The organism is Arthrobacter oryzae (genome assembly GCF_030718995.1).
GTDB lineage: Bacteria > Actinomycetota > Actinomycetes > Actinomycetales > Micrococcaceae > Arthrobacter > Arthrobacter oryzae_C.
Genome location: NZ_CP132204.1, coordinates 3,258,041 through 3,275,497, shown reverse-complemented (window position 1 = coordinate 3,275,497; position 17,457 = coordinate 3,258,041). Strand labels below are relative to the sequence as shown.

The 17,457-nt window shown below is 65.8% G+C and carries 20 protein-coding genes; 5 read left to right on the top strand and 15 right to left on the bottom strand.

Annotated features, from left to right (window positions below):
* Window positions 1-81 precede the first annotated feature (81 nt).
* The 5 genes from Q8Z05_RS14955 to Q8Z05_RS14935 form a co-directional block, all read right to left on the bottom strand.
* Window positions 82-2,322, bottom strand: coding sequence for a polyribonucleotide nucleotidyltransferase (locus Q8Z05_RS14955; RefSeq protein ID WP_305943582.1), 2,241 nt, complete (start codon window positions 2,320-2,322; stop codon window positions 82-84).
* A 246-nt stretch (window positions 2,323-2,568) separates the two neighbouring features.
* Window positions 2,569-2,838 carry a 30S ribosomal protein S15 gene (rpsO, locus tag Q8Z05_RS14950; protein WP_028271969.1) on the bottom strand — a complete coding sequence of 90 codons (270 nt, stop codon included), beginning with the start codon at window positions 2,836-2,838 and terminating at the stop codon, window positions 2,569-2,571.
* Between the two features lie 185 nt (window positions 2,839-3,023).
* Window positions 3,024-4,268, bottom strand: a complete 1,245-nt coding sequence (kynU, locus tag Q8Z05_RS14945) for a kynureninase (protein WP_305940393.1) — start codon at window positions 4,266-4,268, stop codon at window positions 3,024-3,026.
* Entirely contained in the window at window positions 4,265-5,119 is an 855-nt protein-coding gene (kynA, locus tag Q8Z05_RS14940; protein ID WP_305940392.1) for a tryptophan 2,3-dioxygenase, read from the bottom strand. Before kynA ends, kynU begins: the two co-directional genes overlap by 4 nt.
* A 29-nt stretch (window positions 5,120-5,148) precedes the next feature.
* A complete protein-coding gene (locus tag Q8Z05_RS14935) occupies window positions 5,149-6,132 on the bottom strand; it encodes a bifunctional riboflavin kinase/FAD synthetase (RefSeq protein ID WP_305940391.1) in 984 nt (327 codons plus the stop codon).
* A 235-nt stretch (window positions 6,133-6,367) separates the two neighbouring features.
* On the opposite strand from Q8Z05_RS14935, the gene Q8Z05_RS14930 reads away from it, so the two are divergent.
* Complete coding sequence (locus tag Q8Z05_RS14930; protein WP_305940390.1) at window positions 6,368-7,195, top strand: DUF937 domain-containing protein; 828 nt, start codon at window positions 6,368-6,370, stop codon at window positions 7,193-7,195.
* 11 nt (window positions 7,196-7,206) lie between these two features.
* Here the strand turns inward: Q8Z05_RS14930 and Q8Z05_RS14925 are convergent, their stop codons facing one another.
* Window positions 7,207-7,773, bottom strand: coding sequence for an adenylate kinase (locus Q8Z05_RS14925; protein ID WP_305940389.1), 567 nt, complete (start codon window positions 7,771-7,773; stop codon window positions 7,207-7,209).
* A 148-nt stretch (window positions 7,774-7,921) separates the two neighbouring features.
* Between Q8Z05_RS14925 and Q8Z05_RS14920 the strand changes: the two genes are divergently transcribed.
* A complete protein-coding gene (locus Q8Z05_RS14920) occupies window positions 7,922-8,347 on the top strand; it encodes a GNAT family N-acetyltransferase (RefSeq protein WP_305940388.1) in 426 nt (141 codons plus the stop codon).
* Window positions 8,348-8,426: 79 nt separating this feature from the next.
* On the opposite strand, the gene Q8Z05_RS14915 is transcribed toward Q8Z05_RS14920, so the two are convergent.
* Genes Q8Z05_RS14915 through truB form a run of 4 tightly spaced genes read right to left on the bottom strand, consistent with a single transcriptional unit; the run spans window position 8,427 to window position 11,780 of the window.
* Window positions 8,427-9,989 carry an HNH endonuclease signature motif containing protein gene (locus tag Q8Z05_RS14915; protein ID WP_305940387.1) on the bottom strand — a complete coding sequence of 521 codons (1,563 nt, stop codon included), beginning with the start codon at window positions 9,987-9,989 and terminating at the stop codon, window positions 8,427-8,429.
* 44 nt (window positions 9,990-10,033) lie between these two features.
* Complete coding sequence (locus Q8Z05_RS14910; protein ID WP_305940386.1) at window positions 10,034-10,489, bottom strand: hypothetical protein; 456 nt, start codon at window positions 10,487-10,489, stop codon at window positions 10,034-10,036.
* 15 nt (window positions 10,490-10,504) lie between these two features.
* Window positions 10,505-10,858: a hypothetical protein gene (locus tag Q8Z05_RS14905; protein WP_305940385.1), complete on the bottom strand. Its 354-nt coding sequence runs from the start codon at window positions 10,856-10,858 to the stop codon at window positions 10,505-10,507.
* Window position 10,859: 1 nt separating this feature from the next.
* Window positions 10,860-11,780 carry a tRNA pseudouridine(55) synthase TruB gene (gene truB, locus Q8Z05_RS14900; protein ID WP_305940384.1) on the bottom strand — a complete coding sequence of 307 codons (921 nt, stop codon included), beginning with the start codon at window positions 11,778-11,780 and terminating at the stop codon, window positions 10,860-10,862.
* Between the two features lie 99 nt (window positions 11,781-11,879).
* Here truB and Q8Z05_RS14895 point away from each other — a divergent pair, with 99 nt between their 5' ends.
* Together Q8Z05_RS14895 and Q8Z05_RS14890 are read left to right on the top strand one after the other, a co-directional pair.
* Window positions 11,880-13,034 carry a pyridoxal phosphate-dependent aminotransferase gene (locus Q8Z05_RS14895; RefSeq protein ID WP_305940383.1) on the top strand — a complete coding sequence of 385 codons (1,155 nt, stop codon included), beginning with the start codon at window positions 11,880-11,882 and terminating at the stop codon, window positions 13,032-13,034.
* 115 nt (window positions 13,035-13,149) lie between these two features.
* A complete protein-coding gene (locus Q8Z05_RS14890; RefSeq protein WP_305940382.1) occupies window positions 13,150-13,359 on the top strand; it encodes a hypothetical protein in 210 nt (69 codons plus the stop codon).
* A gap of 43 nt (window positions 13,360-13,402) precedes the next feature.
* Here the strand turns inward: Q8Z05_RS14890 and Q8Z05_RS14885 are convergent, their stop codons facing one another.
* The 4 genes from Q8Z05_RS14885 to Q8Z05_RS14870 all read right to left on the bottom strand — a co-directional run bounded on the left by Q8Z05_RS14885 (window position 13,403) and on the right by Q8Z05_RS14870 (window position 15,538).
* Window positions 13,403-14,017, bottom strand: a complete 615-nt coding sequence (locus tag Q8Z05_RS14885; protein WP_305940381.1) for a dihydrofolate reductase family protein — start codon at window positions 14,015-14,017, stop codon at window positions 13,403-13,405.
* Window positions 14,018-14,087: 70 nt separating this feature from the next.
* Window positions 14,088-14,426, bottom strand: coding sequence for a CU044_2847 family protein (locus tag Q8Z05_RS14880; protein WP_305940380.1), 339 nt, complete (start codon window positions 14,424-14,426; stop codon window positions 14,088-14,090).
* A gap of 68 nt (window positions 14,427-14,494) precedes the next feature.
* On the bottom strand, window positions 14,495-14,968 hold the full coding sequence (trxA, locus tag Q8Z05_RS14875) for a thioredoxin (RefSeq protein WP_371745862.1): 474 nt from the start codon (window positions 14,966-14,968) through the stop codon (window positions 14,495-14,497).
* An 84-nt stretch (window positions 14,969-15,052) separates the two neighbouring features.
* Window positions 15,053-15,538 (bottom strand): nucleoside deaminase, encoded by a 486-nt coding sequence (locus tag Q8Z05_RS14870; protein WP_305940378.1) that lies wholly within the window; start codon window positions 15,536-15,538, stop codon window positions 15,053-15,055.
* 185 nt (window positions 15,539-15,723) lie between these two features.
* On the opposite strand from Q8Z05_RS14870, the gene Q8Z05_RS14865 reads away from it, so the two are divergent.
* A complete protein-coding gene (locus Q8Z05_RS14865; RefSeq protein WP_305940377.1) occupies window positions 15,724-16,833 on the top strand; it encodes a ScyD/ScyE family protein in 1,110 nt (369 codons plus the stop codon).
* A 68-nt stretch (window positions 16,834-16,901) separates the two neighbouring features.
* On the opposite strand, the gene rbfA is transcribed toward Q8Z05_RS14865, so the two are convergent.
* Complete coding sequence (gene rbfA, locus Q8Z05_RS14860) at window positions 16,902-17,411, bottom strand: 30S ribosome-binding factor RbfA (protein WP_305940376.1); 510 nt, start codon at window positions 17,409-17,411, stop codon at window positions 16,902-16,904.
* Between the last annotated feature and the right edge of the window lie 46 nt (window positions 17,412-17,457).

Genomic DNA, 17,457 nt, shown 5'->3' with positions numbered 1-17,457 from the left:
TCGCTCGGCTTAAATGCGGCGGGGCCGGTGGATGATCCACCGGCCCCGCCGTCCTGCTGGTACTACGACAGGCTCTGCAGACTACTCTGCAGCAGCCTCGACGGACTCAGCGCTTTCAGCGCCTTCTTCCTCGGCGATAACCGGGGACAGGGACAGCTTTCCGCGGTCGTCGATCTTGGTGATCTCGACCTGGATCTTCTGGCCCACGGAGACGACGTCCTCGACGTTGTCAACGCGCTTGCCGCCGGCGATCTTGCGCAGCTCGGAGATGTGCAGCAGGCCATCCTTGCCCGGGGTCAGGGAAATGAAGGCACCGAAGGTGGTGGTCTTGACGACCGTACCCAGGTAGCGCTCGCCGATTTCCGGAACCTGCGGGTTGGCGATGGCGTTGATGGCGGAGCGTGCTGCGTCGGCAGACGGACCGTTGGTGGCGCCAATGTAGACCGTGCCGTCGTCCTCGATGGAGATGTCGGCGCCGGTGTCTTCCTGGATCTGGTTGATCATCTTGCCCTTGGGCCCAATGACCTCGCCGATCTTGTCAACCGGGATCTTGACCGCGATGACGCGCGGCGCGAACTCCGAGAGCTCATCCGGGGTGTCGATCGCGGAGTTGATGACATCCAGGATGTGCAGGCGGGCTTCGCGGGCCTGCTTCAGTGCTGCTGCCAGCACGGACGCGGGGATGCCGTCGAGCTTGGTGTCCAGCTGGATGGCCGTGACGAACTCGGACGTACCGGCAACCTTGAAGTCCATGTCGCCGAAAGCGTCTTCGGCGCCGAGGATATCGGTCAGCGCTGCGTAGCGGGTCTGACCGTCAACCTGGTCGGAAACCAGGCCCATGGCGATACCGGCAACAGCTGCCTTCAGCGGCACACCAGCGTTGAGCATGGAGAGCGTGGAGGCGCAGACGGAACCCATCGACGTCGAACCGTTGGAGCTGAGAGCCTCAGACACCTGGCGGATGGCGTACGGGAATTCCTCGCGGGACGGCAGCACCGGCACGAGCGCGCGCTCTGCCAGGGCACCGTGGCCGATTTCGCGGCGCTTGGGCGAGCCCACACGACCGGTCTCACCGGTGGAGTACGGCGGGAAGTTGTAGTTGTGCATGTAGCGCTTGCGCGTCACGGGAGACAGCGAGTCGATCTGCTGTTCCATCTTCAGCATGTTCAGCGTGGTGACACCCATGATCTGGGTCTCGCCGCGCTCGAAGATGGCCGAACCGTGGACGCGGGGCAGGACCTCAACCTCGGCGGTGAGCTGGCGGATGTCCGTCAGGCCACGGCCGTCGATGCGGATCTGGTCCTTGAGGATACGCTGGCGCACAACGTGCTTGGTGACCGAGCGGAACGCTGCGGACAGCTCCTTCTCGCGGCCTTCGAACTGACCGGCCAGGGAAGAGATGACCTCGTCCTTCAGGGCGTCCGAAGCGGTGTCGCGCTCCTGCTTGTCAGCGATCTGGAAGACAGCGGCAAGCTTCTCGGCTCCGGCAGCCTCAACGGCGGCGTAAACGTCGTCCTCGTAGTCGAGGAAGACCGGGAACTCGACGGTCGGCTTTGCGGCACGGGCGGCGAGGTCGGCCTGCGCATCGCACAGCGCCTTGATGAACGGCTTGGCAGCCTCAAGGCCTTCGGAAACAACCTCTTCGGTGGGAGCCGTGGCGCCCTGTTCCTTGATCAGGTTCCAGGAGTTGTCCGTCGCTTCGGCTTCGACCATCATGATGGCGACGTCGTCACCGGCGATGCGGCCGGCAACAACCATGTTGAACACGGAGTTCTCAAGCTGGGAGTGCTTCGGGAACGCAACCCACTGCGAGCCGTTCTCGTCGGCAACGAGGGCAACGCGGACGCCGCCGATCGGGCCGGAGAAGGGCAGGCCGGAGAGCTGGGTGGACATCGAGGAGGCGTTGATGGCCACGACGTCGTAGAGCTCGTCCGGGTTGATCGCCAGCACGGTGACGACGATCTGGACCTCGTTGCGCAGGCCCTTGATGAAGGCCGGACGCAGCGGGCGGTCCATGAGGCGGCACGCCAGGATGGCTTCGGTGGACGGGCGGCCTTCGCGGCGGAAGAACGAGCCCGGGATGCGGCCGGCGGCGTACATACGCTCTTCGACGTCAACGGTCAGCGGGAAGAAGTCGAAGCCTTCACGCGGGTGCTTGCCGGCGGTGGTTGCGGACAGCAGCGCGGTGTCTTCGTCGATGTACACCATGGCTGCGCCGGCTGCCTGCTTGGCAAGGCGGCCGGTTTCGAAGCGGATTACACGCTTGCCGAAGCGGCCATTGTCAATGACGGCTTCTGAGAACTGGATTTCGGGACCCTCCAAGAGAGTCACCTCCGTTTCTTGGTTAACGGAAGTCCAGCCGCATCAACCCAGTCCAGCATCTGTCTACTGGCCTGCACTGCACCCGGTCATCGATCGAGACCCACGGGCCGGGCTTCACTCTTCGAAGCCGTTCCCGGGAATCACTACCGAGGACCGCGAATGCGTGATGCGGTTGATCCTCCTGTTTAGTTTTGTTTGAAGAAGGCGGCCCTTTCCGACACGGAAGGGGCCGCCCCTTAGAGCTGACTAGCGGCGCAGGCCGAGGCGCTCGATGAGCGCACGGTAGCGTGCAATGTCAGTGTTCTTGAGGTAGGTGAGCATACGCTTGCGACGACCAACCATGGCCAGCAGACCGCGCTGGGTGTGGAAGTCGTGCTTGTGCTCCTTCATGTGCTCAGTGAGATCCTTGATCCGCTGAGTCAGGACTGCAACCTGGACCTCCGGCGAACCGGTGTCGCCTTCGGACGTTGCGAAATCCTTGATGATGGACTGCTTTACAGCGGCGTCAAGTGCCACAATAACTCCTAGAGATGTGCCGTGAGGCCCGAATCAGTAACTCACTGCCGGGTGTGCCTGTGCCGGACATCCCCGCAAATTCGGGGATTCCTGCACATAACAAGGACCAGCCGCCACGGACTGCAGCCGGATCCAACGTTTAGTTTACCGGCCCGGCCGCAATCTTGTCGAAACACGCCGTACCCCTACGGGCGCGGCAGCAGATCCCGGATGGCGGCAACACCGCGGTAGACCTCCAGGAACGACGTACTCAGCGGCGACAGCCCGATCCGGATCCCGTGCGGCGCCCGGAAGTCCGGGATGACGTCCTGTGCCCAGAGCTCGGCGGTCATCTCCCGGAAGCCGGGGTGGTCCACGGTGATGTGGCTCCCCCGCTGCTCCGGGTCCCGCGGGGTGGACAGTTCGACGCCGGCCGGTGCCAGCCAGGCGTCGTGGAGTTCTAGCGCGAAAGCCGTGAGCTTCCGGGATTTTTCGCGGAGTGCGGCCATCCCGGCTTCTTCGATCAGGTCCAACGTGCCCTGCATGGCGATCATCCCGAAGATGGCCGGCGTTCCGCTGAGGAAGCTGCGGATGCCGGGGGCCGGCTCATACCCTGCCGCCATCTCGAAAGCGTCCTTGCGGCCCATCCATCCCCAGATCGGCTGGCTCAGCCCGGGCAGGTGCCGGGCATTGACATACGCGAAGGCCGGTGAACCCGGTCCGCCGTTGAGGTACTTATAAGTGCAGCCTGCGGCGAAGTCGACGCTGGCGGCGTCCAGGTTGATCTCCACCGACCCGGCGGAGTGGCAGAGGTCCCACACCACCAGTGCGCCGGCGTCGTGCACTGCCGCAGTGATCGCCGGCAGGTCGGCGAGGTAGCCGGAGCGGTAGGCGATCTGGCTGAGAACCACGACGGCGGTGGCCGGCCCGGCAGCCCGCCGCACCTGTTCAACGGTCACCCCGGCGGCGGGATCGGCTTCGATCCATCGCAGCGACAGCCCTTCTTCCCGGGCGATGCCCTCCAGAAGGTAGCGGTCCGTGGGGAAGTTGTCTGTGTCCAGGACGATTTCGGTTCTGGCCGGATCCTTGACCGCCGCGAGGGCCGCACGGATCAGCTTGTAAAGGACAACGGTGGTGGAGTCGGCGATGATGGTCTGCCCGGGAGCAGCTCCCAGCACCGCCCGGCCCAGCTGGTCGCCGATGGCCTCCGGCAGCCGGAGCCATTCCTCGTCCCAGCCGCGGATCAGCCGGCCGCCCCAGCTGTGCTGGATAAAGCTGTTGATGTCCTTGGCGGTCCGCTTCAGCGGGCGGCCCAGCGAGTTCCCGTCCAGATAGGAAAGGTCGGTGTCCGTTCCGACGAAATGGTCTCGGTAGCCCGCCAGCGGGTCCGCGGCGTCGAGCTCGACGGCGCGCTGCCGCAGGGCCTCTTGAGTCTGGTGAACCGTGCTCACTGGCCGATCTCCGTCCTGACAGCGAAAAGCTCGGGGAAGAAGGTCAGTTCCAGGGCCTTCTGCAGGAACGCGGCCCCGCTGGACCCGCCGGTCCCGGACTTCATGCCGATGGTCCGTTGCACCGTCCGCAGGTGCCGGAACCTCCACAGCTGGAAGTTGTCCTCCAGGTCCACGAGTTCTTCGCAGGCCTCGTAGGCGCCCCAGTTGCTTGCCGCATTCTCGTAGATGTGCTTGAACACCGGCACCAGTTCCGGGCAGAACTGGTGAGCCTTGGTGACGTCGCGTTCCAGCAGGGATGCCGGGATATCGAAGCCCTGCCGGTGGAGGTAGGCCAGGAATTCGTCGTAGATGCTCGGCGCTTCCAGTACGCGGCTCAGTTGCTCATACGCTTCCGGGTCTGACTCGAATACCGGCAGCATCTTGCGGTTTTTGTTGCCGAGGACGAACTCCACGGCACGGTACTGGCTGGACTGGAACCCCGACGAGTTGCCCAGGAAGCCGCGGAACTGTGAATACTCGGTGGGTGTCAGCGTGGCCAGCACGGACCACTGCTCGGTCAAGGTCTTCTGGATGTGTTTGACCCGCGCAATCGCTTTCAGCGCGGAGCCAAGGTCGTCGCTGCGGAGCCAGGCCGCGGCACTGCGCAGCTCGTGAAGGACCAGCTTCAGCCACAGCTCAGTGGTCTGGTGCTGGATGATGAAGAGCAGTTCGTCGTGGTGTTCAGGATCGCTGACCGGTTGCTGCGCGCTGAGCAGCGTGGGCAGTTGCAGGTACGACGCATAGCTCATCCGTGAACTGAAATCCCGGACAATGTCCTTTTCCAGTTTCCTTGTGTTTTTCTCTACGGACACAGCGGTGCCTTCCTTGCCAGTGACTGGGGTCAGCGCCGGAACAGGATGTCGTGGGCCTGGACGACGTCCAGGCGCATCTGATCGACGAGCGCCTCCGGCCCACGGTACGCCACCATGCCCCGCAGGCGCGCCACGAACTCCACAACTACTGTCTGGTCGTACAGATCGAAGTTTTCAACGGGCTCTTCCGGCCGGTCGATGACGTGTGCTTCAACCTGCCTGCTGACGCCGTCAAACGTGGGATTGGAACCCACGGAGATGGCCGCCGGCCATCTGGTGCCGGCCTGGTCAACGAGCCAGCCGGCGTAGATGCCGTCGGCCGGAATGTAGCCGCTGGCGTCCGACGCCAGATTGGCGGTGGGGAAACCGAGCGCACGGCCGCGGGCAGCGCCGTGGACCACCGCGCCGCGCATCCGGTGGGGACGGCCCAGGACGGCTGCTGCCGTGGAGACGTCGCCGTCCCGCAAGGCCTCACGAACCCAGGTGGACGAACAACGGCGGTCCGTGCCGCCGTCGTCGTGAATGGGAAAACCTTCAGAACCGAACTCACTGATGACCTGGACGGTGAACCCGAACTTCTCGCCCAGTTCCTGCATGGTGGACAAGTCACCGGAGTTGCCGCGGCCGAAGCGGGCGTCGTGGCCGATCACCACGTGGCTGACTTTGAGGCTGTCGACGAGGACGCTGGCAACGAACTCTTCCGGCGTGAGGCTTGCCAGTTCCAGGGAGTACTTCATCACCAGGACGGCATCCAGGCCCAGCTCACCCAGGGCGACGAGCTTGTCTTCGAGGCCCATGATGAGTTCGGGCGCGGATTCGGGCCGGTGCACCTGGGCGGGGTGGGGGTCAAAGGTGATCGCGACGGCGCGGGCACGGTTCAGTCGGGCGGTGCGGATGAGCTGTGAGAGCACCTGCTGATGCCCCCGATGCACGCCGTCGAAATTGCCGAACGTGACGACGGTAGGGCCGAAGTCCGCTGGGACCTCGGACGGATCGTTCCAGATGTGGACCATCAACCTCGCCTTTTACTGCCTGCCATTGACTCGTCCGGAATGCCGCGCCGGGCCCCGGAACTCTCTAAGATTACCTGCAATTGCCCGGGCCGCCCGACGTCGCGGCCGGTCCCCCGCGTCCGGCCTTCCACCGCCCTGCGTCCCGGACTAGGATGCAAGGGCAGCATCCGGCGACGCAGCTGCGCGCCGCAGCCAACCACACCCGCTGCCGCGCAGCGGGCTGAAGGAGAGTGCTATGACTGACATCCGCGAGATCCTTGAACAGATTCCCGTTGACCAGATTGCCGGGCTGCTCGGCACGGACAGGGCATCCGCCCAGGCTGCCGTCGAGGCTGCGGTGCCCACCCTCCTCGCCGGCATGCAGAGCAACGCACAGGCGCCGGATGGCGCCGCCTCCCTTGAGTCAGCACTTGCCCAGCACCAGGACGGCCTCATCGACGGCGGCGTGGATGCTTCGCAGGTAGACACCGCCGACGGCGAAAAGATCGTCAGCCATGTTTTCGGCGGACAACAGGACCAGGTGGCCAGCCAGCTCGCGGGGACTGCCAACCTCGGCGGAGTGGGCGGCGACCTCGTCCGGAAGCTCCTGCCCATACTGGCGCCCATCGTGATGTCCTACCTCGCCAACAAGGTTCTTGGCGGCCGGAACGCGCCGGCAGGCGGCGGGGTAGGCGGCGATGCTGCAGGCACCCCGGCCGGACCGGGTGGAATCGACCTCGGCAGCATCCTGGGCGGCATTCTTGGCGGCGGGTCGCAGGGAGGCGGGTCGCAAGGCGGGCTCGGGGACATCCTCGGGGGCATCCTGGGCGGGGGTGCGCAAGGTGGCCAGCAGTCCCGCGGCGCAGTAGTACCGGAGTCTGTGAATAAATCGGCGCCGCAAACCCCGACCGGGCCGCTGGGCCAGCCGAGGCCGCAGGCCGGCGCGCCCGTTCCGGGCGAAGTGATCGACGTCGATCTCCCGGGCGAGCGGGCCGGGAACCGGACCGACGATCGTCCTGAGGATAAAAAGGACGACGGCGGCGGGCTCGGCGGGCTGCTGGGCGGGCTCTTCGGAAAGAAATAGCCGCCTGACCGTCAGCCGCGCCCAGGACGTGGCGTGGCGGCGGCAACCTGGGCCAGCCAGCTGTCCAGGTCCCTCGGCCTGCGAAACACCAACACCGGCGGCATGTCCGGATCGGCCTGCCATTCCCGGAAGACGCGCCTCTTCCTGGCGAATGAATTGAAGTGCCAGTAGAAGATCGAGTCGCCCGCGAAGAGCCTCGCCAGCGTTTCCACGTTTCCATTGCAGACGGGCTGCCTGGTGATGACTCGTCGGACCGAGCGGCGGATCAGCCTGGCAAGCGACAGCCACCGCGGATAGTCCAAGGCGACAACCAGCTCGGCCCGGGGTACAACAATGTCTCGCCAGGCCCCGTAGGCGCTGTCCAACACCCAGCGGTCGCGGGACGCGACATCAGCCGCGAGCTGCCGCTGGTGTTCGACGCTGCGTTGCTGCCAGCCGGGAAGCCAGCCAATGTCGTCATCTGCTGAAAACTCCGGGAGCCCTGACGCGTGGGCGTAAGCGCGGGCCGCCGACGACTTACCGCTGCCCGTCACACCGTAGAAGAGGACGCGGCCTGGAGTTGCCGGAATGGATGTCACGGGTTGCTCCCCCTGTTTTGCTCGGACTCTGGCGTCCGCTGAACCCTGGCGCACGGCGATTTGCCACGATAGCACCCCGCTGAATCAGCCGTCGTCGGAAAATGCCCTGACCTGCTGCGGCAACCATCCGCCATGGAACACTGGTCCGATGCCAGAGTTCAGCATTCACGACAGCAGCGAGCTTTCCGACGCGGAAGTCATTGACTTGTACGAATCAGTGGGTTGGACCAGCTACACGGCTGAACCCGCCGTGCTCCTCCGAGCGATCCGCGGATCTGCGTTCGTAGTGGCTTGCCGAAACGATGCCGGGACGCTCGTGGGTCTGGCGCGCGCAATCTCTGACGACGCCACCATCTGCTACATACAGGACATCCTGGTCAATCCAGCGTTTCAGGCTTCCGGCGCCGGCCGTGCCATGCTGAAAGCCATCCAGTCCAGATACGGGCACGTCAGGCAGACGGTGCTCATCACGGACAACGAAGCCGGACAACGCGCGTTCTACGAGGCCCTGGGATTCACCGAAGGCTCGGATTTCAGACCGGAACCGTTGAGGATGTTCGCCGTGTTCCGGTAGTCCGAGGGTGCCGGCCCGGCCGGGATCCCTTGCTGGTGTCATGGGATCCCGAGGGCATGTGGTTTGAACCGCTGGCGTCTCATTCGAGCCGGAAGTAGTTGTTTCTTCGCGGAACCTGTCTCGGGTCGATGTGGGGTGGCGGGATGAACCAGGGGATCCCGGTTTTGACCTGGATGTGCCACTGTTCTTTGTGGATCAGGTGGTGGTGATGGCTGCAGAGCAGGGTGCCGTTGTCGGTGCTGGTGGCTCCGCCGTGTGACCAGTAGGTGATGTGGTGGGCTTCGCACCAGGGGGCCGGGATGGTGCAGCTTGGGAAGGCGCAGCCCTGGTCGCGGGCGGTGATGGCTTTGCGGATGTGCGGCGGGAAGATCCGGGTGGTGCGGCCGATGTCCAGGATGCGGCCCTGGCTGCCGAGGAGGACGGGGATGATGTCCGCATCGCAGGCGATCTTCCGGACGGTGGCGGCGGTGACGGGTCCCGTGAACGTGAAGGAGCCCGTGCCCGGGATGCCTTGTTCGAGTTTGTCGAGCAGGTCGCGGTAGTCGATGGTGACCATGACCTGTGGCCGCAGCCCGCCGGCAGCGGGCAGGTCTCCGGTGCTGAGTCCTGCTTTGGAGGCGCCGACGAGGCCGTCGAGGAGCCGCTGCGGCCTGGTCCGCGGGTCCAGGGCATCGGCTGAAGTGGTGTCCGTGTCGCCAGGGCGGGTGCGGGGGTTAGTGGCGGTGTTCATCGCGGTCAGGAGGGGCTCGTACTGGTCCGGGGTGGCGAAGATTTCCACGTGGTGCAGTCCCCGCCGAGGTTTCCGGATGAACGCGCCTTGGCGGTGCCGGAGTTCTTCCTCGGACGGTTCGGAGCCGTCCTGGTCGAGCCCGTCGACCCAGCGCCGGGCGATACGGGAGAGGAAATCGGTGTCGTGTTCCGCCGCTGCGCTGGTGAGGTTGTGTTCCATCCGGGCCACGGCGTCTTCGGGGGCATGATGGCGGACCCGGTCCAGGGCCAGGGTGATGATGCTCGCGGCGCGGGACGCAACGGTCCCCGCGGCCACGGCGGCGGCGAGTTCGGGCCGTTCCGGCGGCTCGGTGTGCCCGGTGATCCCGGTCGTTGGCAGCACCGCTTCGGCCAGCGCAAGCCGGCGGCGGGCTTCGCCGGCACCGATCCTCAGCCTCATACGCAGGAACTCGGTAGTGTTCCGGCACCCGTCGTCACCCGGATCCGGGGCTGTGGACTTCTGGCTGCCCCACCCCGTGGTCCAATCAACCCCGGAACCGGAGCCAGAGCCAGCCCGTGCCGCAGAAACAGCCTCCCGCCGGGTCCGCTCCACAGCCCCGGCTGCGACCACTTGCAGGTATTCCATGGACCGGGCGATTTCCTCAACGTTCGCAGCGAAGTCAGCCGCCTCCCGGAAGCTCATCACCGCAGAGCCGGCAACCGCCGTCGAACTCAAAGCCGCCATCAGCCCAAGGACCCGGGCGAGATCACCGGGCTCACCGCCGTCGGACGCTATCGCCTGAGAAGGCTGCGGTCCGGCGGGGACGCTGCGCAGGCCAGGACCGGAAGCGGGCCGAACAGCAGAAGCGGCGGCGGGCAATTTGGCCCACCGCAACGCCCCTCCTGCGTCAGCGAGTTCCCCCAAGACCTCCATGGGATAACTCTGCCTCGAGGGTCTGACAGTTTAGGTCCGCCGACTTAGATCCCGCGACGCGCAGGCCGCCGCTTGTAAAGCCAGACGAGGCCAAGAATGGGCAGCAACAGCGGGATGAATGCGTAGCCGCGGCCGAAGAGGGACCAGACAGTTTCATGCGGGAAGCTGACGGAGTCGAAGATGCTGAGGGCCCCCACCACCAGCACACCTACGAGTTCCACCAGCACGGCAGCCACTGACACCTTGAACCAGGTCCTGCCGGCCTTCGCCAGCGAGACCGTGGCGACCACGTAAACGAGTGCCGCGAACGCCGAAAGCAGGTACGCAAGCGGAGCCTCGGAGAACTTGGTGAGAATCTGGTATCCCGCCCGTGCGGTGGCGGAGATGGCGAACACTGCATAAACCGCGATCAGCAGCCGCCCGGGGCCGGTGTTCCGGGTGTCCTTGGACGGGGCCTTCGGAGCCGCGCCGGCCTTGTTGACGGGGGTTTGCGGAGTCACGTCTGCTTCTTCCACTCAGTACCAGATCTGGTTCATGCGGGCGGCCATCACCAGGGCGGTAACGCCCACGGCAGCCAGGACAAAGTTGCTCCACCGGGTGCGCTCCAGGATGGACCAGTACACGGCGCCAATGGGCAGGATCAGGGCAGTGGCCAGGTAGCCCCAGAACTCCCACGCTTCGCCGGCGATCTGCTCTCCCGACGCCACGCGGACGATGGAGCCCACCAGGTACACCAGGAGTGCCAGTTCGACGGCGGCGACTGACAGGAGGGTGGCATCGTTCGGGGCTTTCTTCAGGATCCCCGCTACGGTGCAGATGATCGTGGAAAGCAGCCCGACCGCCAGAATGATGTAAAAGTACGCGTCCAAACTACGTGGCCTGCTGTTCGTTACCGGGCGCGAAAACCAGCACCGGCTTCGCATAGCCGCCGGCGTCGGCCAGCAGTGCCACCAGCGAGCCGTCCGGCGCAAAAGCTGCGGCGGGCTTGTCTGCGGTGGCGGCGGCCGGCGTTCCTGCCCCTGCACCTGCGGCGATGCGGCGCCCGAAGGAAATTTCAGTGGCCTCCTCCGCGCTGAGCTCGCGGTTGGGCATGAGCGCCCGCGCCGCCTGCGACATCTCCAGCACTTCGAGTTCCCCGGCCAACTGCTCCAGCGTCCGGGCCTGGTCCAGCGTGTACGGGCCGACCTGGGTCCGCCGAAGCGCCGTCAGGTGGCCTCCCGTGCCCAGCGCTTCGCCCAGGTCCCGCGCCAGGGCACGGATATACGTTCCGGACGAGCATTCCACGGTGACATCCACGTCAAGGACGTCACCGTCACCCGCGGGCCGGACTGCATGGACGTCGAAGCGGTGGATGGTGACCGGCCGCGCAGCCAGTTTCACGTCTTCGCCGGACCGGACCCGGGCATAGGCGCGTTCGCCGTTGACCTTGATGGCGCTGACGCTGCTGGGGACCTGCTGGATCTCGCCGGTGAGTGCCGCGACGCCGGCCCGGATGGCTTCCTCGGTGATGGCAGCGGCAGACTGGCTGCTGATTACCTCACCTTCGGCGTCGTCCGTCACGGTGGATTCGCCGAGGCGGATGGTGGCCGTGTACGTCTTGGAGGTTCCGACGATGTAGGTCAGCAGGCGGGTGGCCTTATTGATACCGAGAACCAGCACGCCCGTCGCCATGGGATCCAGCGTGCCGGCATGCCCCACTTTCCGGGTACCGGCCAGCCGCCGCATCCGTCCAACCACATCGTGGCTGGTCCATCCCTGCGGCTTGTCCACTATTACCAGTCCAGAAAGCACGCCTCCCAGTATATCCGCGCCCGCGCCTCTCCCTTTTCGCCCGACGGCGGGCGGCAGGGTCCCGCGGCCAGCACGACGGCGGCAGTTAGGATGGCAGACATGCCCGAGCTTGCCGCCCATGTCAGCGACTTCCCCGCCAACCAGATCCGCGAGATCACCGAAGCCGCATGGGGCACCCCCGGCGCCATTGTGCTGAGCATCGGGGAACCAGGCTTCGCGCTCCCCCGCCATGTCCTCGAGGCGGGCATGGCCTGCCTGGACCGCGACGAGACCAACTACACACCGAATGCCGGAATCCCGGCCCTCCGCGAAGCCTTCGCGGCCAGGTTCCGTGAGCACAACGGCGTTGAGGTCGGAACAGAGCGGGTCTACGTGGTGGACGGCGCCCAGCAGGGCCTCCACTTCGCCATGAGCCTGTTGCTCTCCCCCGGTGACGAGATCCTGATCCCGAACCCCGGCTACCCCACGTTTGCCATGACCAGCCGGCTCCTGCACGCAGTGCCCGTTCGGTACCCGCTCTACCCTGAGCACGACTTCCAGCCGAGGATCGAGGACCTTGAGTCCCTCATCACGCCGCAGACCAAGGTGCTGGTCCTGAATTCGCCCTCCAATCCCCTGGGCGCAGTCCTGGGCGGCGAACTGACCCGCAGCCTCGTTGACCTGGCCCGCCGCCACGACCTCTGGATCATCTCCGACGAATGCTACGAGGCCTTCACCTACGACGTACCCCACGTCAGCCCTGCCCGCTTTGACAGCGACGTCCCCGGCGAGGCCAGGGTCTTCACGTCCCTGACGTTGTCCAAGACCTATGGACTGACGGGACTCCGGATCGGGGCACTGATCTGCCCGCCCGGGCTGGAGCGGAAAATGAACAACGTCATGGAGTCGATCGTCTCCTGCGTCGCCTCGCCTTCCCAGTACGCCGCGATCGCCGCGCTCACGGGGCCGCAGGACTACGTCAGCCAGGCCCATGCCCACTACCGGGCCAACCGGGACGCGGCCTCGGCCGTGCTTGAGTCCAAAGGCATTCCGTTCCTCTCGGCGCAGGGGGCCTTCTACCTGTGGGCGGACGTTTCCCACGTGAGCGGTGGCGATGTGCGGTCCTGGGTCCGGAAATTCCTGGCCGATTCCGGGGTTTCCTTCGCCCCGGGCACGGCCTTCGGTTCCATCGGTGAAGGCTGGATCCGGATCGCTCTGTGCGGCGCCCGGACCGAACTCGTGGAAGGCCTGGGCCGCCTGCCCTCCCGGCACTGACGCATTACGTTCTGCCCGGCGCAGCATGCACGGATCAAGTGGGGCACTGAGTCCCTAGTGCAGAACCCGGCAGCGCCTTAACCTGTCCACAGGGGCGGCACCGGAGAGGAATATCATGTGGTGGCAGGACCTGCTGTGGGGCTTCTGGAACGGTTTGACGGCGTGGATCGTGCTCATCGCGCACGTGTTCGGAGCTTGGGCGGAATTCCCGTTCTACAACACCGCCAGGGCAGGCAACTGGTATGACTTCGGTTTCCTGCTGGGGATGGGATCGCCGCTGCTCGGCGGGCTGGGTGCCCGCGGCGGCCGCCGTTCGCGAACGTAGCGCCCCGGACAGGGCGAACCTGCCCCGCAGAGCAGGGCCGCGATCAGTCGACAGCCGACATATCGCCGACGCCGGGCGTGCCCTCGGCGAGGGCATAGCGCTGCAACACCGCACCCTTCGGTGAGGCGACCACCGGCTCGATGAGCCTGAGGTTCGTCGGGACCACGCCGCGGGCGAAGACCTTCTTTCCACTGCCGAGGAGGATCGGATACACCCAGAGCGTGAGCCGATCGAAGAGCCGCTCGGCGAACAGGGTCTGCACGAAGTCGAGGCTGCCGATCACGTGGATGTTCGCGTGGCGGTCGCGCAGTTCGCTCACGGCGGCGGCGACATCGGGACCGAGCAGGGTGGAGCCGGCCCACTCGAGGGCGGGCGTCCGGCGCGAGGCCACGTATTTCGGGAGGCGGTTGAACAGCCGCGCAATGTCCCCGTCCGCGTGTGGCCAGTACCCGGCGAAAATGTCGTAGGTCCGGCGCCCGAGCAGCAGCGCGTCCATCCCCTCCATCCCGGCGTCGATCTGTTCGCCGACCACCTCGTCGATGAGGGGTGCCTGCCAGCCGCCGAACGTGAACCCGCCTTCGGGGTCCTCACTCGGCCCGCCGGGCGCCTGTGCGACGCCGTCGAGCGTGGTGAAAAGGTCGATGTGGATCAGTCCCATGAGGTGTTCCTTTCTGTCGCCCGTCGTCGGCCCGGCGACGGGATCACTTCGAGGCTGCAGGAGATACGCCCTAGTACTCAGGCTCCTCGTCGGGCGGCGGTTGCTCGGGCGACCACGACATCCGGACGATGAAGTGCGCTTCAGTCACGTTCCTGGCGATGATGGCCCCGGCCGCCCCCGCCATTTTCACGCCGAACTGCAGCTCCAGATGCTCGGGAGCCAGATCCCCCAAAACTTCGGCGGCCGCCTTGGCGGCCGGTCTGACGGCTGCGAGTGCATCTTCGAACCTGCGCCCGGTGTCCTGGATCCCCTGTTCGTCACGTGAGCGGTGTTCCACCCCGAAGCTGTCCTCCTCGGCTTCCACCAGGACCACGCCTGACCCGACTTCGTAGCGCAGTATTTCTGTCATCGCTTCCTCCGTATGCCGAACTGTGCCGAACATGTGCCTAGAATCCCGGGAGCACAGCCGTGGGGTGCTCAGCTGAGGCTGGAGGAAAGCGCGTGTTCCAGCCAGGTCCGCAGGGCCGGCGCCGGAGCGGCGCCCGCCTGCCGGGCGACCACCATGCCGCCGATAATCACCATCAAGGTGGGGATCGCCTGCACGGCAAACCGTGCTGAGAGCCCCGGTGCCCGGTCAACGTCGACTTTGACCAGCTTGATCCGTCCCGCCTTCTCGGTCGCCAGCTGGTCCAGGACCGGACTGACCAACCGGCAGGGGCCGCACCATTCGGCCCAGAAGTCGATCAGGGCAGGCACCGTTGACTCCTCCGCGATGTGTTTGAAGTCAGAGTCGCCGGCGTCGACGATCCATGGCAGGTCGTGGCTGCAGTTGCCGCAGCGCGGACGGCCGGGAGCAGCCGCGGGAATCCTGTTCGTTTTGCCACAACCGGGACACTTGATGAGTCTCGGTTGCACTGCTCCGCGCGGCCGTCCAGTCGCTCCTGAAGTCATGCGTTAATCGGACGCCTGCCGGCCGGGGGCGGATAGAGTCTAAGGTCCCGCCGCCCTACCACCGGGCCGGAAGCCCGGGCCCGTTCAGTATTCGGTGCGGTCCGGGTTGTCGCGCCACGCATCAAACGGGAGGTTCGACGCCGGGATGTCGGTTTGCCTGACCGGCATGAGTTCCGGCCGGGTCCCCTCGAAATACTCGTAAAACAGGGCGTCGTCGAACCCGGCGGCGGCGGCGCCATGCCGGTCCGCGGCAAAATAGACGCGGCCGATCCGCGCCCACAGCGCAGCGGCCAGGCACAGCGGGCAGGGCTCACAGCTTGCATAGAGCACGGCCCCGCTGAGATCGAAGTTGGCGGATTCCGCCGCGGCCGTGCGGATGGCCACCACCTCGGCATGCGCGGTGGGGTCGTTGTCCCGCGTCACCCTGTTGACGCCAAAATAGCGTTCGCCGTCGGCGGTGACCACGAGCGCTCCAAAGGGCCCGCCGCCCTCACCCACGTTCTGCATGGCGAGGTTGACGGCCTGGCCTAGGAAGTCCTGGATATCAGCGGCGGAAGGTTGGGCGTCCATGCTCCGATCATAGCCAGCCAGCCGCGACTTTCCGGGCAGAAAGCCAGCGGAGTTTACGGGAACCATCGACGTGCCCGGCGGGGAAGAAATAGAATGTGCGATGTGGGGGGGCGGCGGTGTTTCCGCCAGCCTGATCCGTGGTCTCAGTGATTCCCGGGAATCATCCTGTCCATTTGGAGACCACCATGAGAAAGCACGTTTCGCTTGCCGCGGCTGCTGTTACTGCCGCGGTCTTCCTGTCATCCGGCCCTGCGGGCGCTGCCGCACCGCCACAGTCCGATCCCGTTATCGTTGCGGGCGGGCTGGTGAGTCCGCTCCACGTCAGCACGGCCCGCGACGGTGCAGTCACCGTCAGTGAGGAATTCGCCGGGCGGCTGATCCGGATCGGTCCTGACGGCGCCAGATCGGAGTTGTATTCGGACCCTGCCTGGGATGTGGCCGGCAGCGCCTACCGGCGGGGCACCACCTATTTCGCCGAAAGCCAGGGAGCAGGGCCCATGGATGCCCGTCCGCTCGCCGGTCATATCCGCACCATTGCCCGCGACGGAAAGCAAGCCACGTTCGGTGACCTTGCCGCCCTGGAGACAAGCGAGAACGCCGACGGCGACGTCACGTACGGTTTTGAGGACCTGCCGGAGGCGTGCGCGGCGCAGCTACCGCCCGAGGTGCCCGCATCGTATGCCGGAACCGTCGACTCCCACCCCTATGGCATCGCGTTGTCCGGGGACACCGTGTACGTGGCAGATGCCGGGGCCAACAGCATCGTGGCCGTCGACGCCGACTCCGGCGACACTGAGACCGTCGCCGTCCTGCCGCCGCGTCCCTATACCGTCACGGCCGAAGTGGCGTCAGCCCTGCAGCTCCCGGGCTGCGTTGCGGGCCTCACTTATAACTTTGAGCCCGTTCCCACGGACGTCGCGGTGGGTCACGACGGATGGCTGTACGTTTCAGTGCTCCCGGGCGGACCGGAGGACCCCGCACTCGGTGCCCGCGGCGCCGTATACCGGGTCAACCCGGACAACGGCCGTGTCCGGCTCTTTGCCGACGACGTGATGTCACCCACCGGGCTGGCACTGGACGACGACGGCGACGTGTACGTCGCGTCCCTGTTCGGTGAGGGCGTGCTCAAGATAGACCGCCACAAGCAGCGGACGGTGCTGGCCGCCAAGGTAACTGCCGACGTCGCCATCAGGGATTCCAAGCTGTACGCAACCACCGATGCCCTCCCGGCGCCGAACCAGGCGCCCGAGGGCAAAGTGGTTTCCGTTGACCTTGACAGGCACTCCCGCCACTGACGTAGCGCCCCTTAAACAAGAGTGTGGCCGGCCCGTTACGGGTCCGGCCACACTCGTAGCGCAACGTCCTACTTGCTGTTGTCCTCGTCGAGTTCTTCGTTGTCGATGAGGTCTTCATCCTCTTCGTCGAAGTCGTCTTCGTCGATTTCGACGTCGTCGGGAATGTCGCTCTTGTACGGATCGGCGTCGCCGGCGTGCTTGGCGCCGGCAGCCAGGGCGGCCACTTCAGCGTCGCGCTTCTTGGCGGCGCGGAGCAGTTCCTCCAGGTTGGAGGCGTTGACCGGAATCTGGTCAGCCACGAACTCGAGCGTGGGAGTCAGCCGCACAGTGATGTTGCGGCCCACTTCCTGCCGGAGGACGCCCTTGGCCTTCTCCAGGCCCTTGGCAGCATCCGCCTGGACAACCTGGTCCCCGAACACGGTGTAGTAGATCGTGGCGTGCTGCAGGTCATTGGTCACGCGGGCATCGGTAACAGTAATACCTTCAAGCCGCGGATCCTTGACCTTCCGGCCCAAAGCCTCTGCAACAACAACCTTAATCCGCTGCGCCAACTTGGCAGCGCGTGCCGGATCAGCCATTTCCACTCCTAAATATTTGGATGTACGACGGCGCGTTAGCGGCTTA